Below are 22,373 nucleotides of genomic sequence, written 5' to 3'. Positions count from 1 at the left end.
GCCAGACCGTCAGGCTCGCTCCGCCGCCCGCTCCCGCAGCTCCTCCCACACCTTCCTGACCTGCGGTTCCAGCGCCTCCAGCGGGCCGTCGTTGTCGATCACCAGGTCGGCGATCTCCAGGCGCTGCTCCCGCGTCGCCTGCGCCGCCATACGGGCACGGGCCTCCTCGGCGGCCATGCCCCGCAGCCGTACCAGCCGGTCGAGCTGGGTCTCCGGAGCCGCGTCCACGACGACCACCACCTCGTACAGCGGCCCCAGGCCGTTCTCGGTGAGCAGCGGTACGTCCTGGACCACGATCGCGTCCTCGCCCGCCGACTCGACCAGCTCGGCGGAGCGGTCCCGTACGAGCGGGTGAATGATCGCGTTCAGTGCCTGCAGCCGGTCCGGGTCACCGAAGACGATGGCGCCGAGCTTCGGGCGGTCCAGCCGGCCGTCCTCGGTCAGGACGTCGGGGCCGAACTCGGCGACCACGGCCGCCAGTCCCGGAGTCCCCGGCTCCACAACCTCCCGGGCGATCTTGTCCGCGTCCACGATCACCGCGCCGTACGACGCGAGCAGCCTGGACACCTCGCTCTTGCCGGCTCCGATGCCGCCCGTCAGGCCCACGGAGAGCATGGCCCCCGCCTCCCCTCGCTCGGTCACCCCGCCTTGTGCGGGGCCCTCACCAGCACCGATACCGCCGGTCAGGCCACCGGCTCACCCCGCCCGGGCGAGGGCCCGCCCAGGCGAGGAACAACGCCAAGTTACCTGATGAGGCCGACACGGCAGCCGGTCGGCTCAGCCCCTCAGGGGCTCTCGCCCTCACGTTCCGCCAGGAAGCGCTCGACATCGCGCGCCAGATCGTCAGCCGACGGCAGTTCCACCGCTTCGGCGATCAAGCTCCTGCGGGTCTCGGCGCCGGCCGCGGCATCGTACTGGTTCTCCAGCCCCCGTACGAGCGCGGTCAGCTCCTCCTCGCCCTCCTCGATCTGCCGGTCGATCTCGGTCTGGGTGCGGTGCGCCTCCGTTCGGAGGGCGTGGGCGACGCCCGGCAGGACCAGGCCCGTCGCCGCCGTGATCGCTCCCAGGACGGTGAGCGCGGCGTCGGGGTACGGCGAGCGCGCGATGTAGTGCGGCACGTGCGCGGCGACACCCAGCACGTCGTGGCCGGCCTCGGCCAGCCGGAACTCGACGAGGGACTCGGCGCTGCCGGGCACCTGCGCCTCCTCGAAGACGCTCCGGTAGCCGGACATGAGGTCGAGACGGTTGCCGTGCGGGGTGATGCCGACCGGGCGGGTGTGGGGGACGCCCATGGGGATGCCGTGGAAGTTCACGGCCAAGCGGACGCGGAGCCGCTCGACGATCTGGCGTACGGCGGCGGCGAAGCGCTCCCACTCCACGTCCGGCTCGGGCCCGGCGAGCAGCAGGAACGGAGCGGATGTGGCGTCGTGGACGAGATGGACCTCGAGCTTGGGCGCGTCGTACGCGGTCCAGCGGTCGCGCCGGAAGGTGAGCAGCGGGCGGCGGGCCCGGTAGTCGATGAGCCGGTCTACGTCGAAGCGGGCGACCGTCTGGCGCTGCAGCCCGCCGTACAGGAGCTGCTCCACGATCTGCTCGCCGGTGTCCCCGGCATCGATGTAGCCGTCGAAGTGGTACAGAAGCACCAGTCCGGCCGAGTCATCGCTGTTGATCGCATCGACAGTCGCGAGCCCGTTCGGCTCCCACTCGTACAAACCCTGCGGATCCTGCACCGTGAACGTCCTCCCTGTGTCCCTTTCGCCAACGCCCTGCCCTGTCATGGGCATTCCCGCCAGGGAGCACGACACCGCGCACAACAAGAAACGCATCGGCATCGAGCACGCGTAAGGCCCGCCCCCCAGGGGAGCGGGCCTTACTGTCAGCTCAGCCGGCGTGTGCCGGAGCGGAGACCGCGGAGGTCAGAGCATTGTCAGCTCTGGCCGCCCGCCAGCTTCTCACGCAGCGCGGCGAGCGCCTCGTCCGACGCCAGGGCGCCGGAGTTGTCCGTCGACTCCGAAGAGTACGAGCCGCCGCCGGCCGGGGCCTGCGGAGCGGCCTGGCCGGCCTCGGCCGCAGCCTGGGCGTCGGCCTCGCGGGACTTGACGACCTGCTGCTGGTGCTGCTCGAAGCGGGCCTGCGCCTCGGCGTACTGGCGCTCCCACTCCTCGCGCTGCTTCTCGTAGCCGGGCAGCCAGTCGTTGGCCTCCGGGTCGAAGCCCTCGGGGTAGATGTAGTTGCCCTGGTCGTCGTACGACGCGGCCATGCCGTACAGGGTCGGGTCGAACTCGACCGCCATCGGGTCCGGGCCGAAGGACTCGTTGGCCTGCTTCAGCGAGAGGCTGATGCGACGGCGCTCGAGGTCGATGTCGATGACCTTGACGAAGATCTCGTCGTTGACCTGGACGACCTGCTCCGGGATCTCCACGTGGCGCTCGGCCAGCTCGGAGATGTGGACCAGGCCCTCGATGCCCTCGTCGACGCGGACGAACGCACCGAACGGCACGAGCTTGGTGACCTTACCCGGGACGACCTGACCGATCTGGTGGGTCCGGGCGAACTGCTGCCACGGGTCTTCCTGGGTCGCCTTGAGCGACAGGGACACGCGCTCGCGGTCCATGTCGACGTCCAGGACCTCGACCGTGACCTCCTGGCCGACCTCGACGACCTCGGACGGGTGGTCGATGTGCTTCCAGGACAGCTCGGAGACGTGGACGAGACCGTCGACGCCACCCAGGTCCACGAAGGCACCGAAGTTGACGATCGAGGAGACGACGCCGGAGCGCACCTGGCCCTTCTGGAGGGTGGTGAGGAAGGTCTGGCGGACCTCGCTCTGGGTCTGCTCCAGCCAGGCGCGGCGGGACAGGACCACGTTGTTGCGGTTCTTGTCCAGCTCGATGATCTTCGCCTCGAGCTCCTTGCCCACGTAGGGCTGGAGGTCGCGGACGCGACGCATCTCCACCAGGGAGGCGGGGAGGAAGCCGCGGAGGCCGATGTCGAGGATGAGACCACCCTTGACGACCTCGATGACGGTGCCGGTGACGATCCCGTCCTCTTCCTTGATCTTCTCGATGGTGCCCCAGGCACGCTCGTACTGGGCGCGCTTCTTCGAGAGGATCAGGCGGCCTTCCTTGTCCTCCTTCTGGAGGACAAGGGCCTCGATCTCGTCGCCGACGGCCACGACCTCGTTCGGGTCGACGTCGTGCTTGATCGAAAGCTCACGGGAGGGGATGACGCCTTCGGTCTTGTAGCCGATGTCGAGCAGGACCTCGTCCCGGTCGACCTTCACGATGACGCCGTCGACGATGTCGCCGTCATTGAAGTACTTGATCGTCTCGTCGATCGCGGCGAGGAAGGCTTCCTCGTTACCGATGTCGTTGACCGCTACCTGCGGGCTGGTGGCGGTGGTCTCGGTGCTGCTCGTCATGTGGGAAAGGGCTCCGGGTACGGACATTGTGTCGTAGGCACTGCTACGCCGAGAGCCCGTTTATCGCACCGCCGAAGCCGGACAGCCAAGGAGACGCGTCACCTACCCCGAGGTGGGAGTCGCGCCTCGACAACCGAGGGGACATACAACAGATGCGAGCGCAGCCTGCTCCGTCCGAGGCGCGCAGGCCCGCAGCGCAACTTGTAGCATACGGGGGCAGCCGGGCATGGTCAATGCGCGAAGAGCACACCTGGGGCGAACGCCCCAACACCTGGCAAAACGCGCGTTCTGCACGGCCACCAGGGCCGCGCTGCGCTGACGCAGCTACAGGACCGGGGGAAGACTACGACGACAGGCGCCATGAACCAAGAGGACGAACCTGAGGCCACTCGGCGTAACGCGTCGGAGTCGGAGAGCAGCCGGGCGAGCCGCGGCTGGTGGGATCGCAACGCTGACGACTACCAGCGGGAGCACGGCGCCTTTCTGGGGGACGACCGCTTCGTGTGGGGTCCGGAAGGTCTCGACGAGGAGGACGCGGGGCTGCTCGGGCCGGCGGACGAGCTCAAGGGGCTGGACGTGCTCGAGATCGGCGCGGGCGCGGCACAGTGCTCGCGCTGGCTCGCCGCTCAAGGCGCCCGGCCCGTGGCCATCGACCTCTCGCACCGCCAGCTGCAGCACGCGCTCCGGATCGGCGACAAGGTCCCCGCCGCCGGCCACCGGGCTGATGTGGCGCTGGTGCAGGCGGATGTGGGGGCGCTGCCCTTCCGGGACGAGTCCTTCGACCTGGCGTGCTCCGCGTACGGGGCGATTCCGTTCGTGGCCGAACCGGTGCGGGCGATGCGCGAGGTGCGGCGGGTCCTGCGGCCCGGCAGCCGCTGGGTGTTCTCGGTGACCCACCCGATCCGCTGGGCCTTCCCGGACGAGCCCGGGCCGGAGGGCCTGTCGGTCTCGTCCTCGTACTTCGACCGCACGCCGTACGTCGAGCAGGACGCGTCGGGGCGGGCGGTGTACGTGGAGCACCACCGGACGCTCGGCGACCGGGTACGCGACATCGTCGCGGCCGGCTTCCGGCTGGTCGACCTCGTGGAGCCGGAGTGGCCCGCCTGGAACCAGCAGGAGTGGGGCGGCTGGTCCCCGCTGCGGGGGCACGTGATTCCGGGCACGGCGATCTTCGTCTGCGTACGGGACTGAGGCTCGAATCGGGGCGCGATGGCCCTGTTTCCGGGCGGCGAGGTCGGCGACGGCGCGCTGGGAGACTGGAGCGCGTGATCCGGACCGACGCCATCGAACAACTGCCCGTACGGGCTGCGCTGCCCGCGCTGCGGGACGCGCTGGAGCGGCACGGCACCGCCGTCCTGTGCGCCCCGCCCGGCACCGGCAAGACGACGCTCGTGCCGCTGGCGCTCGCCGGGCTCCTCGGGGGCGGGGAACCCCTGCGGCGTGTCGTCGTCGCCGAACCCCGGCGGATCGCGGCGCGGGCCGCCGCACGGCGGATGGCGTGGCTCCTGGGCGAGAGCGTCGGGGAGAGCGTCGGTTTCTCGGTGCGTGGCGAGCGGCGTGCCGGGTCCCGGACCGTTGTCGAGGTCGTGACGACCGGCGTGCTGCTGCAGCGGCTTCAGCGGGACCAGGAACTGGCCGGGGTGGATGTCGTCGTCCTGGACGAGTGTCATGAGCGGCATCTGGACGCCGATACCGTCGCCGCGTTCTTGCTGGACGTACGGGCCACGCTGCGGCCGGAGCTGCGCCTGGTCGCGGCGTCGGCCACGACGGACGCGGCGGGCTGGGCGCGGCTGCTCGGGGCCGGCGTCAACGGCGGCGGCGTCAACGGCGGCGGTGGCGATGGCCTGGGCGGCGCGGACGCGCCGGTCGTCGAGGCGCCTGGCGTGTCGCACCCGGTGGAGGTGGTGTGGGCGCCGCCCTCGCGGCCCGTACGCCCGCCGCACGGCCTGCGGGTGGATCCCACGCTGCTGGAGCATGTCTCGGCTGTCGTACGGCGTGCGCTGCGCGAGCGGGACGGGGACGTGCTGTGCTTTCTGCCGGGCGTCGGGGAGATCGGGCGCGTGGCTGGGCAGCTGAGCGGCGTTGGTGCGGAAGTGCTGCAGGTTCATGGGCGCGCCTCGGCAGAGGTACAGGACGCGGTGCTCGCGGGCGGTGCGGGCACGAGGCGCGTGGTGCTGGCGACGTCGGTCGCCGAGTCGAGTCTGACGGTGCCGGGCGTGCGGGTCGTCGTCGACGCGGGGCTGGCGCGGGAGCCGCGTACGGACCACGCGCGCGGATTGAGCGCGCTGACGACCGTACGGGCCTCACAGGCCTCGGCCCGGCAGCGCGCGGGCCGGGCGGGGCGCGAGGCGCCGGGCACGGTGTACCGCTGCTGGGCGGAGACCGAGGACGCCCGGCTGCCGCGCTGGCCGTCGCCTGAGATCAAGGTCGCGGACCTGACGGCGTTCGCGCTGCAGGCCGCGTGCTGGGGTGACCCGGACGCGTCGGGGCTGGCGCTGCTGGACCCGCCGCCGGGCGGGGCGATGTCCGCCGCGCGCGAGGTGCTGCACGCCGTCGGCGCGGTGGACGCGGACGGGCGCGCGACCGAGCGGGGCGCGCGGATGGCACGCCTGGGCGTGCACCCCCGGTTGGCGCGGGCGCTCCTGGACGGCGCGCGAGAGGTCGGCGCGCGCCGGGCAGCGGAGGTCGTGGCGCTGCTGAGCGAGGAGCCGCCGCGCGAGTACGGGGACGATGTGGCGGCCGTGTGGCGCGCCGCCCGCCGGGGCGGCGACGCGTACGCGGCCCGCTGGCGCGCGGAGGGCCGCCGCCTGGAGCGCGCGGTGCGCGCTGAGTCGGCCGCGGAGAGCACCAACGACTGCCCACCCCCTGGTGATGACGCCGCCGCAGGCCTCATCGTGGCGCTGGCCTTTCCGGAGCGGGTGGCACGGCTGCAAAGAGGCGGGGCGTATCTCATGGCCTCGGGGACCGGCGCCGAGCTCGGGGGCGGGTCGCGGCTCGGTGCCGCCAGGTGGCTGGCCGTGGCCGTCGCCGACCGCCCCGTCACAGCGGCCTCGGCGCGGTTGCGGCTCGCCGCGGTGATCGACGAGGACACCGCTCGCCTGGCCGCCGGGCCGCTGTACGAGGCCGCCGATGAGGTGGTCTGGTCGGCGCAGCGTCGCGATGTGGTGGCTCGACGCGTGGAGCGGCTCGGCGCCATCGAGCTGCAGACACGCCCGCTGGCCGGCCCCGATCCGGCCCTGGTGCGCGCAGCCCTGCTGGACGGCCTGCGCCGCGAGGGCCTGGGGCTGCTGCGCTGGTCCGCCGACGCGACGTCGCTGCGCCGGCGGATGGCCTTTCTGCACCGGGAGCTCGGCGACCCGTGGCCCGATGTGTCGGATGCCGCGCTGCTGGACCGTACAGACGCCTGGCTGGGGCTCGGCCTTGACCGTGCCCGCAAGCGCGCGGACCTGGAGCGGGTGGACGCGGGCAAGGCACTCGCCCAGCTGCTGCCGTGGGCCACCGGCGAGGCCGCGCGCCTGGACGAGCTGGCACCGGAGCGGATCGAGGTGCCGAGCGGTTCGCGTATCCGTATCGACTACGGGGGCGAGCAGCCCGTGCTGGCGGCGAAGTTGCAGGAGCTGTTCGGCTGGCAGGAGACGCCGCGGATCGCGGGCGGGCGCGTACCTCTGCTCGTTCATCTGCTGTCGCCCGCCGGGCGCCCGGCGGCGGTGACCGCCGATCTGGCGTCCTTCTGGCGAGACGGCTACCGGTCTGTACGGGCCGAGCTGCGCGGCCGCTACCCCAAGCACCCGTGGCCGGAGGACCCGGCGACCGCGGAACCGACCCGGCACACCAAGGCGCGCCTCAATCGGGGCTGATCCCTGGGCTCAGGCGATGATTGCGACTCCTCGGCGTTGCCGCGGAGGGTCTGCACGATGCTGGGCCGGGGGACCTGCTTGGCCTGGAGGGTGCCGCAGTCGAGCAGGGTGGCGTTCTTCGCCTCCAGGACGACCGACTGGTACTGATTGGCCGGGATCTTGACGAACCGGGGGAAGGCGTACCACCGCAGGAGCGGCGACAGGGCGGTGAAGAACGCGGCGAAGGCGAGCAGCACCAGGCCGGCTTTGCGGCGCATGGCGGTGGACCCTCCCTGTTCAGGTGCCTGCGGTGCGTACGGATGCCTACGGGTGCTTGGGGACGGTGGTGAGCAGCGGCTTCGGAGAGGTCTTGCCGCTGGGCGCGCGCCCATGGCCGTCATATGAGGACGAGTGCGGGGGCGGCGGCCAGTCCGACGGCGGCGGCTGCGAGAGCGCGCATGGTCGGCCTCCCGTGGGCGATGCCTGACGGGTCGTCAGAGGTGAGGCACCGTAGCAATGGGGGGCGCAGATGAGAACACGTCGCGCCGTATGAACCGGGGAGCCCGGCCGCACGGTGGATGTGCGGCCGGGCTCCGGCCTACGGCGGTTGCGCGAGGCAAGGGGAGGCGAGTTGCCCCGGGCGGTTCAGGCGATGCTTGCGGCGCCGCTGCCCGCGGCCGTACCGCTGGAGGACGGGGACGGCTCGGGAGCGGCCTGCCCGTTGTCCGGGCTGCCGCAGGGGTCGTCGCCGCCGGCACTGGGGCTCGGTGACGGCGATCCGCCCGCGCTGCCACTGGGCGAGGGGCTGGGGCTCGCGCTGCCGGACGGGGACGGGCTGGAGCTTCCGCTGGGGGACGGCGATGCCGAGCCGGTCGGGCACTGTGTCGGTGTCCCACTGGGGTCATCCGGATTACTCGAGCTGCTCGGCGCGTCGGACGCCTTGGAACCGCCGCCACCGCCCGGCACGGGCGAAATGCTGCCGGTCCACGAGGGCGTGGGCCGCGGGCTGGACCCGCCACCTGCTCCGCCCGAGCCGCTGCCGTTCGAGCCGCCGCCCCCGGAACCCTTCGCGTCCTTCGAACCGCTCGAGCCCTTGGCCCCCTTGCCGCCACCCGAGCCGTCGCCGCCCGGGCCGCTGCCCGAGGGAAGCACTCCGTTGCCGTCGGGCACCTCGTGCGTGCCCTTCTTGTAGAACTCGAACCAGGTCAGAACCAGGCGCAGATACTCCTGCGAGTGGTTGTAACCGAGGATGGCGCGCTCAAGGTCGGCCCGGACCGACAGATTGCGGCCGTCGGCGCACAGATAGCGGCCGGCGGCGAGCGCCGCGTCGTAGACGTTGTTCGGGTCCTTGTTGCCGTCGCCGTTGCCGTCGGCGCCCCAGGTGGCCCAGGTGGACGGGATGAACTGCATCGGGCCGACCGCGCGGTCGTAGCGGCTGTCGCTGTCGTACGCGCCGTTGTCGGTGTCGGCTATGCGGGCGAAGCCACTGCCGTTGAGCTGCGGTCCGAGGATGGGCTTGATGGTCGTGCCCTCGGCGTCCACCCGACCGCCGCTCGCCTGGCCGGACTCGACCTTGCCGATCGCGGCCAGCAGCTCCCAGGGGAGGTGGCAGCCGGGATGGCTCTGGGCGAGTGCCGCCTCGGCCTTCTTGTACGCGGCCAGCACGGTCGCGGGTATGCCGGCCTCCGCCGCGCCGCTCTCCGGCAGCTCGGTGGAAGTCCCGGGCTTGCCAGGCGTGATCAGCGGTGGCAGGTCGGTGTGGTACGGGGAACCACCGTCGATGGGGACGTCGGTCGCCGGCGTGGCGCCTTCCGACTGCTGTTGCCGGTCCACGCCCAGCAGGCTGGGGGCCTGCGATGCGGTCAGCGCCGCCATCGCGACAGCCGCCACGGCGGTGGTCGCCGCCCCTCTGCGCAGCCGCCGAGCGAGTTGCGCTGCCATACGTCCGTCCTCCCCTGGGGGTCACCCATATCGAAGGCCCGAAGGCCAGAGACCGCGGCATGGGTGACCGCGCCCCCGACCCTGGCGGTTTTGTCCGCCGTTGCCCCGATGCGCGCTCCCCGCGCGACAACTCAGGTGACACTACGACACCATCGGCCGCGAAGTCACCGACCGCTGACCATACTTCACCACATTTGCACGCACGCGTTGCCCGATTTGCGAATCCACCCAACACGGGCTTCCATTCCGCGGACCGCCTTGCAGCGAACCCCCAATGAACGTCTCCTGAATGCTCATTGGGGGGCTCACCAGGGCTGTCAGTGCGCGGCGGACTCCCAGTCCCCGCCAGAACCCACGGACACATCCAGCGGCGCGCGGAGCTCGACCGCGCCGCTCATCTCGCGGCGCACCAGCTCCTCCACCTGCGCACGCTCACCGGGCGCGACCTCCAGCACGATTTCGTCGTGCACCTGGAGCAGTAGGCGCGAGGACAGCTGCTCGCGGGTGAGGGCCTCGTCGACCCGCAGCATCGCGATCTTCACGATGTCCGCCGCGGTGCCCTGGATGGGGGCGTTGAGCGCCATCCGCTCGGCCATCTCCCGGCGCTGCCGGTTGTCGCTGTTGAGGTCCGGGAGGTAGCGGCGGCGGCCGAGGATCGTCTCGGTGTAGCCGGTGGCCCGCGCCTGCTCCACGACGCGCTGCAGATAGTCGCGGACCCCGCCGAAGCGCTCGAAGAAGGTGTCCATCAGCTTGCGCGCCTCGTCGGCGGAGATGTTGAGCTGCTGGGAGAGGCCGAAGGCGGACAGGCCGTACGCCAGGCCGTACGACATCGCCTTGATCTTGCGGCGCATCTCCGGGTCCACAGCGGACTTGGCGACGCCGAAGACCTGGGAGGCGACCGTGGTGTGCAGGTCCTCACCGGAGGTGAACGCCTCGATCAGGCTCTCGTCCTCCGACATATGGGCCATGACCCGCAGCTCGATCTGGCTGTAGTCGGCCGTCAGCAGCGCCTCGTAGCCCTCGCCGACGACGAAGCCGCGGCGAATCGCCCGGCCCTCGTCCGTACGCACCGGGATGTTCTGCAGGTTCGGGTCGGTGGAGGAAAGCCGGCCGGTCGCGGCCACCGTCTGGTTGAAGGTGGTGTGGATGCGGCCCTCGGGCGCGATCGTCTTGATCAGGCCCTCGACGGTGGAGCGCAGCCGGGCCTGCTCGCGGTGGCGCAGCATGATCACCGGGAGCTCGTGGTCGGTCTGGGTGGCCAGCCAGGCCAGGGCGTCGGCGTCCGTGGTGTAACCGGTCTTGGTCTTCTTGGTCTTGGGCAGGCCGAGCTCGCCGAAGAGCACTTCCTGCAGCTGCTTCGGGGAACCGAGGTTGAACTCATGGCCGACAGCGCCGTGCGCCTCCTTCACCGCCTGCTGGACGGCGTCGGCGAACCGCTGCTCGATGCGCTCCAGCCAGCCCCGGTCGGCGGCGATGCCGGCTCGCTCCATACGGGCGAGCAGCGCGGACGTCGGCAGCTCCACATCGCGCAGCAGCTCGGCGGCGCCCACGGCCTGGAGCTTGGCCTCGAATGCCTCGCCCAGGTCGTGGACGGCGCGGGCCTGGGCCATCAGCGCGTCCTTCTCGGCCTGCTCGTCGGCGCCGAAGGCCAGCTGGCCGCTGTCGGCGGCGGGCGGGGCGAGCTCGCGGCCCAGGTATTCGACGGAGAGGGCGTCCAGGGCGAACGAGCGCCGCCCGGGCTTGACGAGGTACGCCGCGAGCGCGGTGTCCATGGTGACGCCCGCGACGTCCCAGCCGTGCTCGGCGAAGACCCGCATGACGCCCTTGGCGTTGTGCAGCACCTTCGGTTTGTCGGCGTCGGCCAGCCAGGCGGCGAAGGCCCGTTCGTCCGCCTCGTCCAGCTCGGTCGGGTCGAACCAGACGGCCGGGCCCGAGCCCAGCGCCAGGGCGACCTCGGCGACCCGGCCGCTGCCCAGCGACCAGCTGTCGACGGTCGCCATGCCCACCGGGCCGGCGCCGTGCTGCTCCAGCCAGGGGGCGAGCTCACCGGTGGCGAGCACCTGCCCGTCCACCTCGACGCCCGCGGCCGGAGCTTCCTCCTCCTCGACCGCACCCGGGTCGACGGCCATCAGCCGGTCGCGGAAGTTCTGATGGCGGAACTCCAGCGCGTCGAGCACCACGGAGAGCGCCTGCCGGTCGTACGGGGCGCGCTTGAGGGCGTCCGGGCCGACCGGCAGCTCGATCTCCCGCACCAGCTCGGTCAGCTGCCGGTTGAGCTTGACCGCCTCCAGGTGCTCGCGGAGCTTGTCACCGACCTTGCCCTTGACCTCATCGACCCGCTCCACCAGTTCGGCGAACGAGCCGAACTGGTTGATCCACTTCGCGGCGGTCTTCTCGCCGACGCCCGGGATGCCGGGGAGGTTGTCGGACGGGTCGCCGCGCAGGGCCGCGAAGTCCGGGTACTGCTTCGGGGTCAGGCCGTACTTCTCCTGCACCTTCTCCGGGGTGAAGCGGGTCAGCTCCGAGACGCCCTTGGTCGGGTAGAGGACGGTGACATGGTCGGTGACCAGCTGGAAGGTGTCGCGGTCGCCGGTGACGATCAGCACCTCGAAGCCCTGGGCCTCGGCCTGGGTGGCGAGGGTGGCGATGACGTCGTCCGCCTCGAAGCCCTCCACCGCGAAGCGGGTGACGTTCATCGCGTCCAGCAGCTCGCCGATCAGCTCGACCTGGCCCTTGAACTCGTCCGGGGCCTTGGAGCGGTTCGCCTTGTACTCCGCGTACTCCTCCGTTCGCCAGGTCTTCCGCGAGACGTCGAAGGCGACGGCCAGATGCGTAGGCTGCTCGTCGCGCAGCGTGTTCGCCAGCATCGAGGTGAAGCCGTAGATCGCGTTGGTCGGCTGTCCGGTGGTCGTGGTGAAGTTCTCCGCGGGCAGCGCGAAGAATGCCCGGTATGCCAGGGAATGCCCGTCCAACAGGAGCAGGCGGGGCCGGTCGCCCTGCACATCTCCGGGGGAGGTCGCTGCGGTCTTCTTCGATGCTTTCTCTGCCACGCACCCGATCCTGCCACGGCCCACTGACACCCGGCCGACTCCGGCTCCGCCGGAGCCGGGAACCAGGGGCGGGCCCCTGCCCCCGCGCCCGCTCGCCCAGTCGCCCGGCGGATCGTGCCGACTCCGATCTCGGCGCCGGCGGGGCTGCTCGCAACCCGCCGCCCTGATCCCCCCGGCGCCGGGGGGAACCGGACGTCGACCCAGCCCCTTGGGCCCACTGCCCAGCTCGGCGCCTTGCGCCAAGGCGCCGCAGGCCGCAGCAGTGGCAAGACGACCACTGGCGGGAGAGTCTCCCCGCGCCGGCCCAACGGGCCCCGGACACCGCGTGCTGGGCCGACGGGAGGGGTGGGGTGTCGGTGGGGGTTCCCCATGCCGAAGGCCGGGGGCGGGTGGGAGTCCTGGGCGTAACAGCTCCCCAAGGACCCGGGACGGGCGCCCGCAGGGGCCGACGCCGCAAGGGGCTGGGGTGGTGCTGTCAGTTGGTCGTGGCAGGATCGTGCGGACAGATCCGCATCGCTCGATGGCAAGGGAGAGGACATGGCAGGCAAGCCGCCCGCAGGCGACCCCGTCCAGGACGCACCGCAGGTCACACCCCCGCAGCACGCCGCCGCCGGGCTGCCCGCCATCGGTCACACCCTGCGCCTCGCCCAGCAGCAGATGGGCGTAAAGCGCACCGCCCTCACCCTCCTCAAGGTCAACCAGAAGGACGGCTTCGACTGCCCGGGCTGCGCCTGGCCCGAGGCGGACAAGCGGCACGCGGCGGAGTTCTGCGAGAACGGCGCCAAGGCCGTCGCCGAGGAGGCGACCCTGCGCCGTGTCACCCCCGACTTCTTCGCCGCGCACTCGGTCGCCGACCTCGCCGCCCGCAGCGGCTACTGGCTGGGCCAACAGGGCCGCCTCACCCAGCCCATGTACCTGGCCGCGGGGGCGACGCATTACGAACCGGTGCCGTGGGAGCGCGCCTTCGACATCGTCGCCGAGGAGTTGCTGGCCCTCGACTCCCCCGACGAGGCCGTCTTCTACACCTCGGGGCGCACCAGCAACGAGGCCGCCTTCCTCTACCAGCTCTTCGCCCGCGAATTCGGCACCAACAACCTCCCCGACTGCTCCAACATGTGCCACGAGTCCTCGGGCTCGGCACTCACCGAGACCATCGGCATCGGCAAGGGCAGTGTGCTGCTCGAGGACCTCCATCAGGCCGACCTGATCATCGTGGCCGGGCAGAACCCGGGGACGAACCACCCCCGGATGCTCTCCGCCCTGGAGAAGGCCAAGGCGGGCGGTGCCCGCATCATCAGCGTCAACCCGCTGCCCGAGGCAGGCCTGGAGCGGTTCAAGAACCCGCAGACCCCCCGCGGCCTCGCCGGCCGGGGCACCGCCCTCACCGACCTCTTCCTGCAGATCCGGCTCGGCGGCGACCAGGCCCTCTTCCGGATGCTGAACCGGCTCATCCTGGAGACAGACGGAGCCGTCGACGAGGAGTTCGTCCGCGAACACACCCACGGCTTCGAGGAGTTCGCGGCGGCCGCCCGCGCCGCCGACTGGGACGAGACGCTGCGCGCCACCGGCCTGGAGCGCGGCGAGATCGAGCGGGCGCTGCGGATGGTCCTGGAGTCGAAGCGGACCGTGGTGTGCTGGGCCATGGGTCTCACCCAGCACAAGCACTCCGTGCCCACCATCAGGGAACTGGTCAACTTCCTGCTGCTGCGCGGAAACATCGGCCGCCCCGGCGCCGGGGTCTGCCCCGTCCGCGGCCACAGCAATGTGCAGGGCGACCGCACCATGGGCATCTTCGAGCGCCCCGAACCGGCCTTTCTCGACGCTCTGGAGAAGGAGTTCGGCTTCGCGCCGCCGCGCGAGCACGGCCTGGACGTCGTACGGTCCATCCGCGCCCTGCGGGACGGCCAGGCGCAGGTCTTCTTCGCCATGGGCGGCAACTTCGTGGCCGCCACCCCCGACACCGAGGTGACGGAGGCGGCGATGCGCCGGGCCCGGCTCACCGTCCACGTCTCCACCAAGCTCAACCGCTCCCATGTGGTCACCGGCGCCCGCGCCCTGATCCTGCCCACCCTCGGCCGCACGGAGCGGGATCTGCAGGCCGGTGGCGAGCAGTTCGTCACGGTCGAGGACTCCATGGGCATGGTCCACGCCTCCCGCGGCCGGCTGGAGCCCGCGAGCAGCCACCTGCTGTCCGAGCCGGCCATCATCTGCCGGCTGGCGCGCCGTGTCCTCGGACCGGACAGCCTTACGCCCTGGGAGGAGTTCGAGAAGGACTACGCCCGCATCCGTGACCGTATCTCGCGTGTCGTACCGGGCTTCGAGGACTTCGAGACCAAGGTCAGCCGCCCCGGCGGCTTCACCCTGCCGCACGCGCCGCGCGACGACCGCCGCTTCCCCACAGCCACCGGCAAGGCCAACTTCACCACGGCCCCGGTCGAATACCCCAAGGTCCCCGAAGGGCGGTTGCTGCTGCAGACACTGCGCTCGCACGACCAGTACAACACCACCATCTACGGCCTCGATGACCGCTACCGCGGCATCAAGAGCGGGCGCCGCGTCGTCCTCGTCCACCCCGAGGACGCCCGCGAACTGGGCCTGGCCGACGGCGACTACGCCGACATCACCAGCGAGTGGACCGACGGCTCGACCCGTACGGCCCCCGGCTTCCGGGTCGTCCACTATCCGACGGCCCGAGGCTGCGCGGCCGCCTACTACCCCGAGACCAACGTCCTGGTTCCGCTGGACGCGACCGCCGACACCAGCAACACCCCGGCCAGCAAGTCCGTAGTGATCCAGCTCACTCCAGCCTAAGCGGACGCTCAGCTTCTGATAAGACGGGTGTACACACGTGTAGGGCACACATACCGACCGAGGACGAATCGGAGCCACGCCGCATGGGCGAGCAGAGCAGCACCAAGTTCCCGCAGGAGATCGTGGACCAGTGGGCCGGTCTCGGCCTTGACCTACCCGCCCTGTTCTCCGCCGGCCACCTCGGCGCGCGGATGGGCCTCCAGGTCCTGGAGGCCTCCCCGGAGCGCGTCGTCGGCACCCTGCCCGTCGAGGGCAACACCCAGCCGTACGGTCTGCTGCACGGCGGCGCGTCCGCGGTGCTGGCCGAGACCCTTGGCTCGGTGGGCGCGATGCTGCACGGCGGCCCCGGCAAGTTCGCAGTCGGGGTGGACCTGAACTGCACGCACCACCGCGGCATCCGCTCCGGACTCATCACCGGCGTCGCCACCCCCGTCCACCGCGGCCGCTCCACCGCCACGTACGAGATCGTCATCACCGACGAGCAGGACCGGCGCATCTGCAGCGCCCGCCTCACGTGCCTGCTCCGCACTGCGGCCGAGGAGACCTCGGCGGGCTAGTGCCGCGTCAGCCAGGGTGTCCGGTAGCGAGGTGACCTGGTGCGGTCAGCTGCAAGGCGCCGGATCGGCCTCGTAGTGGGCCTACTCGGTCGATCGGGCAATGCAGCGGATGGCCGTGCCAGGGCGGCGAGCGGGGCAAACCCTGACTGACGCGGCACCAGCGTGCCCGTATGAGATCTGCCCCGGGCACCACCGCTCGGAGCCGGACGGCCGCCGCCGGGATTCCCCCGTCGGCGGTCATCGCCGTGTCGGGCTGCGGCGGCTCGGAACCCGCCGTACGGCAGCCCGGTACCGACTTCCCCGCCCCGCGCTCCACCTCACCGGAAGAGCCGTGCACCACCCTGGCCACCTACGGGCGAAGGTGATACTCGTGATTGGACGGGGCGCCAGGCAGGATTGGGAGCAGACGGTCTCGACCGTCCAGCGGACATCCTCGGCCATGTCGTCGCGGCGGCTCAGGCCGAGCGCGAGCGGCACAGTAGGTCCGCCGCAGAAGACGCGGGAGTCCATCAGGCACGACAGCACTGCGTAGCGGCCGCGGACAAACCCGTCTTCCTCGCAGGCAATGGAGAGTCCGATTTCCGGTGATAGGCAACCGAGTTCGTCCGGAATAGGTACGCACGCACTGGCACCCCATCTCGACGTTCGTAACGCTGCGTAACACTCACGCAATGCGAAATGCCCGCGTACACCTCCGTGGCACATACATGCAAATTCACAGCCTGGCGCCGTCCGCCACTTTCCGCCCGATGTGGCCCGCGGCATGCACAACGTCTTAGCGGAACTGCATCTTCTCAACATATGGGCAGTGGGGTATAGCCCGTTTTCTCCCTATAAGAACCCTTATCGCTGCTACAGCAACAGCGCTGCTCGACCCGGGTCATAACAAGAGAGTCACATCATGGCTCGCACTCTGCCCCCCCGCCCTCGCCCGCGCTTAGAGTCACCGCCAGTCACCGCGCCGCCGGATGCCACACAGCAGCTTCACAGCTCAGCCATAAAGAAGCCGGCAGACGTCCGGTACGGACACGGCACCTCAGGAGAGGGCCGCGCCAGGGAGAGGACACAATTCTCGTGCGACAGCGTTCCTTGCTCATACTCACCACCGCGATCACGACAGGGGCCCTCACCCTCACCGCGTGCGGATCGCGCGACGACAGCAGCAACGGCGGGGGCGGTGGAGGCAAGACCACCGTCGTGATCGGTGTCGACGCTCCGCTGACCGGCGACCTTTCCGCCCTCGGCCTGGGTATCAAGAACTCGGCCGACCTGGCCGTGAAGAACGCCAACAAGGACGAGGTCGTCAAGGGCGTCGAGTTTGAGCTGCAGGCCACTGACGACCAGGCGCAGCCGTCCCTGGGCCAGCAGAACGCCCAGAAGTTCATCTCCGACAAGGACGTCGTCGGCGTCGTCGGCCCGCTGAACTCCAGCGTCGCGCAGTCGATGCAGAAGCCCTTCACTGACGCAGGTCTCACCCAGGTCTCCCCCGCCAACACGGGCACCGAGCTGACCCAGGGCGACAACTGGAAGTCGGGCGACAAGAAGCGTCCGTTCAAGAGCTACTTCCGCACCGCGACCACCGACCAGGTCCAGGGTGCCTTCGCCGCCAAGTACCTCTACAACGAGGCGAAGATCAAAGAGGTCTACCTGATCGACGACAACAAGACCTACGGCGCCGGGCTCGCCGCCTCCTTCAAGGACCAGTTCACCAAGCTGGGCGGCAAGATCGTGGGCAGCGACCACGTGAACCCCGAGGAGCGCGAGTTCAAGTCTGTCGTCAACAAGGTCAAGGGCACCGGGGCCAAGGCCGTCTACTACGGTGGTGAGTACCCGGCGGCCGCCCCGCTGAGCCAGCAGCTCAAGGAGAGCGGCGCCAAGGTCCCGCTGATGGGCGGCGACGGCATCTACTCGGCCGAGTTCATGAAGCTGAACAAGAAGGCCGAGGGCGACCTCGCGACCTCCGTCGGCAAGCCGGTCGAACTCCTCGGCTCCGCCAAGAAGTTCATCGCCGACTACAAGGCGGCCGGATACAAGGACGCGTACGAGGCCTACGGCGGCCTGACCTACGACGCCACCTGGTCGATCATCGAGGCCGTGAAGCTCGCCGTCGAGGCCAACAACGGCAAGGTGCCCGACGACCTGCGCGCCAAGGTCCTCGAGAGCATGAGCAAGGTCAAGTTCGACGGCGTCACCGGAACCATCTCCTTCGACGAGTTCGGGGACACCACCAACACCATGATGACCGCCTACGCGGTCAAGGGCGGCACGTGGAAGCCGGAGCACAGCGAGGAGTACCAGCCCTGATCGGGTGCTGAACAAGCACAGGCAATGCCCCAGACCGCGCGGGGGCGCTACCAGCGCTCCCGCGCGGCGCCATATCCGAACCACTCCACGGAGGCCCTGCGGTGAACGAACTGCCGCAACAGCTGGCCAATGGACTCATCCTCGGCGCGATGTACGGACTCATCGCGATCGGCTACACGATGGTCTACGGCATCGTCCAGCTCATCAACTTCGCCCACGGCGAGTTCTTCATGGTCGGGGGCTTCGGCGCCCTCACCGTCTTCCTCTGGCTGCCGGAAGGCTTCTCCCTCCTCGCCGCCATTCCCTTCATGATCATCGTCGGCGTCATATGCTCCGTCGCCGTCGCCACCGCCGCCGAACGCTTCGCCTACCGGCCACTGCGCGGCGCACCACGGCTCGCGGTGCTGATCACCGCCATCGGACTGTCCATCGCGCTCCAGCAGGCAGTCTGGAAGTGGTACCCCGACGCCAAGAAGGACATCACCTTCCCGCAGTTCGACGGTGACCCCTTCGACATCCTCGGCGCGAGCATCCAGCGCAGCGACCTGTTCATCATCATCGCCGCGCCCGTGTGCATGGTCGTCCTCGCCTGGTTCGTCAACAAGACCCGCTCCGGGCGCGGAATGCAGGCCACCGCCCAGGACCGGGACACCGCCAAGCTGATGGGCATCAACACCGATGGCATCATCGTCATGGCCTTCGCCATCGGTGCCGCCTTCGCGGCCGTCGCCGCGGTCGGCTACGGCCTGCACTTCGGCCAGGTGAGCTTCAAGATGGGCTTCCTCATGGGCCTCAAGGCCTTCACGGCTGCCGTGCTCGGCGGCATCGGCAACATCTACGGCGCCATGCTCGGCGGACTGGTGCTCGGCGTCGCCGAGTCCCTCGCCATCGGTTACGTCGGCGACATCCCCGGCATGGAACTCTTCGGCGGCGGCGCCTGGAAGGACGTGTGGGCCTTCAGCCTGCTCATCCTCGTCCTTCTGTTCAGGCCACAAGGCCTGCTCGGCGAGCGCGTCGCGGATCGGGCGTGATACCCATGACCACCAACCTCACCAAGACCACCAACTCCGCCGTGCTGCCGCTGTCCCCGGCCGTCGCGCGCCTCGGCGTCCTCGCGGGCTCCGCCGTCGCCTTCGCCGGTACATTCCTCGCCTGGACCTGGACCGACAAGTTCCCCGGCAACTTGACCATCACCGGCTACCCCGGCGGACTGCAGGTCCTCACCCTCGTCGGGGCCCTGCTCACCGCGCTGTTCGCCCTGTCGGGATACGGCATCCGCGGACTGAAGTGGCTCACCCCGGGTGGCACCAGCAGCCCCGTACTGCTGTTCTCGCTGGCCGTCCTCGGCACCACCGGCTACACCATTGGGGCCATCGCCGTGCAGCTGGGCGGCCTGGTCAACCTCGAGCCCGGCGCCTGGGTCTCCGGCATTGGCGCACTCCTCGCCGCGCTCGCGGCGCTCGGCCTGCCCGGTGACGTACCCGCCGAGGAGGAGAGCCCGAACCCCTGGCAGCGCTTCCGCGCCGCCCTCAAGGCGCCCGCGCCGAAGCGGGCCAAGGAGCTGCCCGCCTGGGCGGAGATCCTGCTCATCGCCCTCGCCTTCGGCCTCGGCCTGTCCATCTTCTCGTACGGCATCGAGGCCTACGCCGAGCTGTTCATCGGCTTCCTGATCACCACGGGCTTCGGGTTCACCGCCGTCGCCCGCGCCGGCCTGATGAACCGGGTCACCACACTGACCGCCAAGCACCGCAGCGTGACCCTGACCGCGGCCCTCGTCGCCGCGGCCAGCTTCCCCTTCACACAGAGCAGCGACGAGTTCGCGCTGATCGGCACCAACATCCTGATCTTCGCGACGGTCGCCCTCGGCCTGAACGTCGTCGTCGGGCTCGCCGGTCTCCTCGACCTCGGTTACGTCGCCTTCCTCGGCGTCGGCGCCTACACCGCCGCCCTGGTCTCCGGCTCGCCACAGGCCTACTTCGGCGTCAAGTTCCCCTTCTGGGCCGCCGTGCTCACCGGTGCCGTCGTCTCACTCATCTTCGGTGTCCTCATCGGCGCCCCGACGCTGCGGCTGCGCGGCGACTACCTCGCCATCGTGACACTCGGCTTCGGTGAGATCTTCCGCATCACCATGAACAACCTGAACGGAAACAGCGGCCCCGACCTCACCAACGGCTCCCAGGGCATCCCCAACATCCCGGACCTGAACATCCTCGGGTTCGACTTCGGGATGCCGCACCAAGTCCTCGGTCACGAACTCGGCCGGTCGGCCAACTACTTCCTCCTGATGCTGCTGTTCACCGCGGTCGTACTGCTGGTCTTCCGGCGCTCCGGCGACTCCCGCATCGGCCGCGCCTGGGTGGCCATCCGCGAGGACGAAACCGCCGCCATCGCCATGGGCATCAACGGCTTCAGGGTCAAGCTGATCGCCTTCGCGCTCGGCGCCACCCTCGCCGGGTTCGCGGGCACCGTCCAGGCGCACGTGCAGTACAGCATCACACCCGAGCAGTACCTGTTCGCCAACACCACGCCGCCCAACTCCGCCTTCCTGCTCGCCGCGGTGATCCTCGGCGGCATGGGCACCATCAGCGGCCCGCTGATCGGCGCCTCGCTGCTCTACCTCATCCCGCGCAAGCTGGACTTCATGCAGGACTACCAGCTGCTCCTGTTCGGTGTGGCACTCGTCCTGCTGATGCGCTTCCGCCCCGAGGGCCTGGTGGCCAACAAGCGCGCACAGCTGGAATTCCACGAGACCGACCAACTCGACGTACCGGATCAACGGCTGCCCGACACCGCGGGCGTCGGCGCCGCCAAGGCGGGGGCGTGAAGGACATGACGACAACCGCTACCACCACGACGACCACCGTCCTGGACGCCAAGGGCGTCACGATGCGCTTCGGCGGCCTGACCGCGGTGCGCTCCGTCGACCTGACCGTAGACAGCGGCGAGATCGTCGGTCTGATCGGGCCGAACGGCGCGGGCAAGACCACGTTCTTCAACTGCCTCACCGGCCTGTACGTGCCGACCGAGGGCAGGGTCTCCTACAAGGGCACCGTCCTTCCGGCCAAGCCGCACCTGGTCACCCAGGCGGGCATCGCCCGTACCTTCCAGAACATCCGGCTCTTCGCCAACATGACGGTTCTGGAGAACGTCCTCGTCGGCCGCCACACCAGAACCAAGGAGGGCTTGTGGTCGGCGCTGCTGCGCGGGCCCGGCTTCAAGAAGGCCGAGGCGGCCTCGCACGCCCGCGCCATGGAACTCCTGGAGTTCATCGGTCTCGCCCACAAGGCAGACCACCTGGCGCGCAACCTCCCGTACGGCGAGCAGCGCAAGCTGGAGATCGCGCGTGCCCTCGCCAGCGACCCGGGCCTGCTCCTCCTCGACGAGCCCACCGCCGGTATGAACCCCCAGGAGACCCGGGCCACCGAAGAACTCGTCTTCGCCATCCGGGACCAGGGCACGGCCGTCCTCGTCATCGAGCACGACATGCGCTTCATCTTCAACCTCTGCGACCGGGTGGCCGTACTCGTCCAGGGCGAGAAGCTCGTCGAGGGCACCTCCGAGGTCGTCCAGGGCGACGAGCGCGTCATCGCCGCCTACCTCGGCACCCCCTTCGAGGGCGCCCCGGGCGAGGAGGAACTCGCCGAGGTCGAGGCGGCAGAGGCACACAGCACGGCCCGCGCCGAAGGCGCCGAGGGCACTGAGGGAGAAAAGGCATGACCGCACTGCTCGAAGTGGAGGACCTGCGGGTCGCCTACGGCAAGATCGAGGCCGTCAAGAGCATCTCGTTCAGCGTCGAGGCGGGCCAGGTGGTCACCCTCATCGGTACCAACGGCGCGGGCAAGACCACAACGCTGCGCACCCTGTCAGGCCTTCTCAAGCCGCTCGCCGGCGAGATCCGCTTCGACGGCAAGCCGCTGAACGGAATTCCCGCCCACAAGATCGTCGCACTGGGCCTCGCCCACTCGCCCGAGGGACGCCGCATCTTCCCCCGGCTGACGATCACGGAGAACCTCCAGCTCGGCGCCTTCCTGCGGAACGACACCGACGGCATCAAGAAGGACATCCAGAAGGCATACGACCTCTTCCCGATCCTCGGCGAGCGCCGCAACCAGGCGGCGGGAACCCTGTCGGGCGGCGAGCAGCAGATGCTGGCCATGGGGCGGGCGCTGATGTCCCGACCGAAGCTGCTGATGCTGGACGAGCCGTCCATGGGCCTGTCTCCGATCATGATGCAGAAGATCATGGAGACGATCGCCGAGCTGAAGGCGCAGGGCACGACGATCCTGCTCGTCGAGCAGAACGCGCAGGCGGCGCTGTCGCTGGCCGACCAGGGCCATGTGATGGAGATCGGCAAGATCGTACTGTCGGGCACGGGCCAGGACCTGCTGCACGACGAGTCGGTCCGCAAGGCCTACCTCGGCGAGGACTGATCCCAGACCGCGTGTGAAGGGGC

At 70.2% G+C, this 22,373-nt stretch carries 15 protein-coding genes and 2 pseudogenes; 10 read left to right on the top strand and 7 right to left on the bottom strand.

Going from position 1 to position 22,373, the window contains the following annotated elements; translation table 11 throughout:
- Positions 1-9 precede the first annotated feature (9 nt).
- The 3 genes from coaE to rpsA all read right to left on the bottom strand — a co-directional run bounded on the left by coaE (position 10) and on the right by rpsA (position 3,421).
- Positions 10-615, bottom strand: coding sequence for a dephospho-CoA kinase (gene coaE, locus ACY34J_RS18270; RefSeq protein ID WP_462724894.1), 606 nt, complete (start codon positions 613-615; stop codon positions 10-12).
- A gap of 170 nt (positions 616-785) precedes the next feature.
- Positions 786-1,730: a PAC2 family protein gene (locus tag ACY34J_RS18265; protein ID WP_462724773.1), complete on the bottom strand. Its 945-nt coding sequence runs from the start codon at positions 1,728-1,730 to the stop codon at positions 786-788.
- 197 nt (positions 1,731-1,927) lie between these two features.
- Entirely contained in the window at positions 1,928-3,421 is a 1,494-nt protein-coding gene (gene rpsA, locus ACY34J_RS18260; protein WP_462724774.1) for a 30S ribosomal protein S1, read from the bottom strand.
- A gap of 360 nt (positions 3,422-3,781) precedes the next feature.
- On the opposite strand from rpsA, the gene ACY34J_RS18255 reads away from it, so the two are divergent.
- Together ACY34J_RS18255 and hrpB are read left to right on the top strand one after the other, a co-directional pair.
- Positions 3,782-4,612, top strand: a complete 831-nt coding sequence (locus ACY34J_RS18255; protein ID WP_462724775.1) for a class I SAM-dependent methyltransferase — start codon at positions 3,782-3,784, stop codon at positions 4,610-4,612.
- Positions 4,613-4,686: 74 nt separating this feature from the next.
- A complete protein-coding gene (gene hrpB / locus ACY34J_RS18250; RefSeq protein ID WP_462724776.1) occupies positions 4,687-7,278 on the top strand; it encodes an ATP-dependent helicase HrpB in 2,592 nt (863 codons plus the stop codon).
- Positions 7,279-7,286: 8 nt separating this feature from the next.
- Here hrpB and ACY34J_RS18245 read toward each other — a convergent pair.
- The 4 genes and pseudogenes from ACY34J_RS18245 to polA all read right to left on the bottom strand — a co-directional run.
- A pseudogene (locus ACY34J_RS18245) lies at positions 7,287-7,535 on the bottom strand (porin PorA family protein); the annotation flags it as partial.
- A gap of 46 nt (positions 7,536-7,581) precedes the next feature.
- Positions 7,582-7,717, bottom strand: a pseudogene (locus ACY34J_RS18240) (SPW_0924 family protein).
- A gap of 185 nt (positions 7,718-7,902) precedes the next feature.
- The gene (locus ACY34J_RS18235; protein ID WP_462724777.1) at positions 7,903-9,198 is read right to left on the bottom strand and encodes a lytic transglycosylase domain-containing protein; all 1,296 of its coding nucleotides are present in this window, start codon (positions 9,196-9,198) and stop codon (positions 7,903-7,905) included.
- Positions 9,199-9,515: 317 nt separating this feature from the next.
- Positions 9,516-12,248, bottom strand: a complete 2,733-nt coding sequence (polA, locus tag ACY34J_RS18230) for a DNA polymerase I (RefSeq protein WP_462724778.1) — start codon at positions 12,246-12,248, stop codon at positions 9,516-9,518.
- A 537-nt stretch (positions 12,249-12,785) separates the two neighbouring features.
- Between polA and ACY34J_RS18225 the strand changes: the two genes are divergently transcribed.
- The 8 genes from ACY34J_RS18225 (at position 12,786) to ACY34J_RS18190 (ending at position 22,350) form a co-directional block, all read left to right on the top strand.
- The gene (locus ACY34J_RS18225; RefSeq protein WP_462724779.1) at positions 12,786-15,059 is read left to right on the top strand and encodes an FdhF/YdeP family oxidoreductase; all 2,274 of its coding nucleotides are present in this window, start codon (positions 12,786-12,788) and stop codon (positions 15,057-15,059) included.
- Between the two features lie 83 nt (positions 15,060-15,142).
- A complete protein-coding gene (locus tag ACY34J_RS18220; RefSeq protein ID WP_462724780.1) occupies positions 15,143-15,616 on the top strand; it encodes a PaaI family thioesterase in 474 nt (157 codons plus the stop codon).
- Between the two features lie 170 nt (positions 15,617-15,786).
- Entirely contained in the window at positions 15,787-15,981 is a 195-nt protein-coding gene (locus tag ACY34J_RS18215) for a hypothetical protein (protein ID WP_462724781.1), read from the top strand.
- Positions 15,982-16,705: 724 nt separating this feature from the next.
- The gene (locus tag ACY34J_RS18210) at positions 16,706-17,920 is read left to right on the top strand and encodes a branched-chain amino acid ABC transporter substrate-binding protein (RefSeq protein ID WP_462724895.1); all 1,215 of its coding nucleotides are present in this window, start codon (positions 16,706-16,708) and stop codon (positions 17,918-17,920) included.
- A 101-nt stretch (positions 17,921-18,021) separates the two neighbouring features.
- Positions 18,022-18,951 carry a branched-chain amino acid ABC transporter permease gene (locus tag ACY34J_RS18205; protein WP_462724782.1) on the top strand — a complete coding sequence of 310 codons (930 nt, stop codon included), beginning with the start codon at positions 18,022-18,024 and terminating at the stop codon, positions 18,949-18,951.
- Between the two features lie 5 nt (positions 18,952-18,956).
- A complete protein-coding gene (locus ACY34J_RS18200) occupies positions 18,957-20,744 on the top strand; it encodes a branched-chain amino acid ABC transporter permease (protein WP_462724783.1) in 1,788 nt (595 codons plus the stop codon).
- 5 nt (positions 20,745-20,749) lie between these two features.
- Positions 20,750-21,637 carry an ABC transporter ATP-binding protein gene (locus ACY34J_RS18195; protein WP_462724784.1) on the top strand — a complete coding sequence of 296 codons (888 nt, stop codon included), beginning with the start codon at positions 20,750-20,752 and terminating at the stop codon, positions 21,635-21,637.
- Positions 21,634-22,350, top strand: a complete 717-nt coding sequence (locus ACY34J_RS18190) for an ABC transporter ATP-binding protein (protein ID WP_462724785.1) — start codon at positions 21,634-21,636, stop codon at positions 22,348-22,350. The genes ACY34J_RS18195 and ACY34J_RS18190 overlap by 4 nt, the downstream gene beginning before the upstream one ends.
- Positions 22,351-22,373: the final 23 nt, after the last annotated feature.

The sequence above is a fragment of the Streptomyces sp. HSS9-12 genome (assembly GCF_054963655.1).
This window is presented reverse-complemented; position numbering and strand designations above follow the sequence as displayed.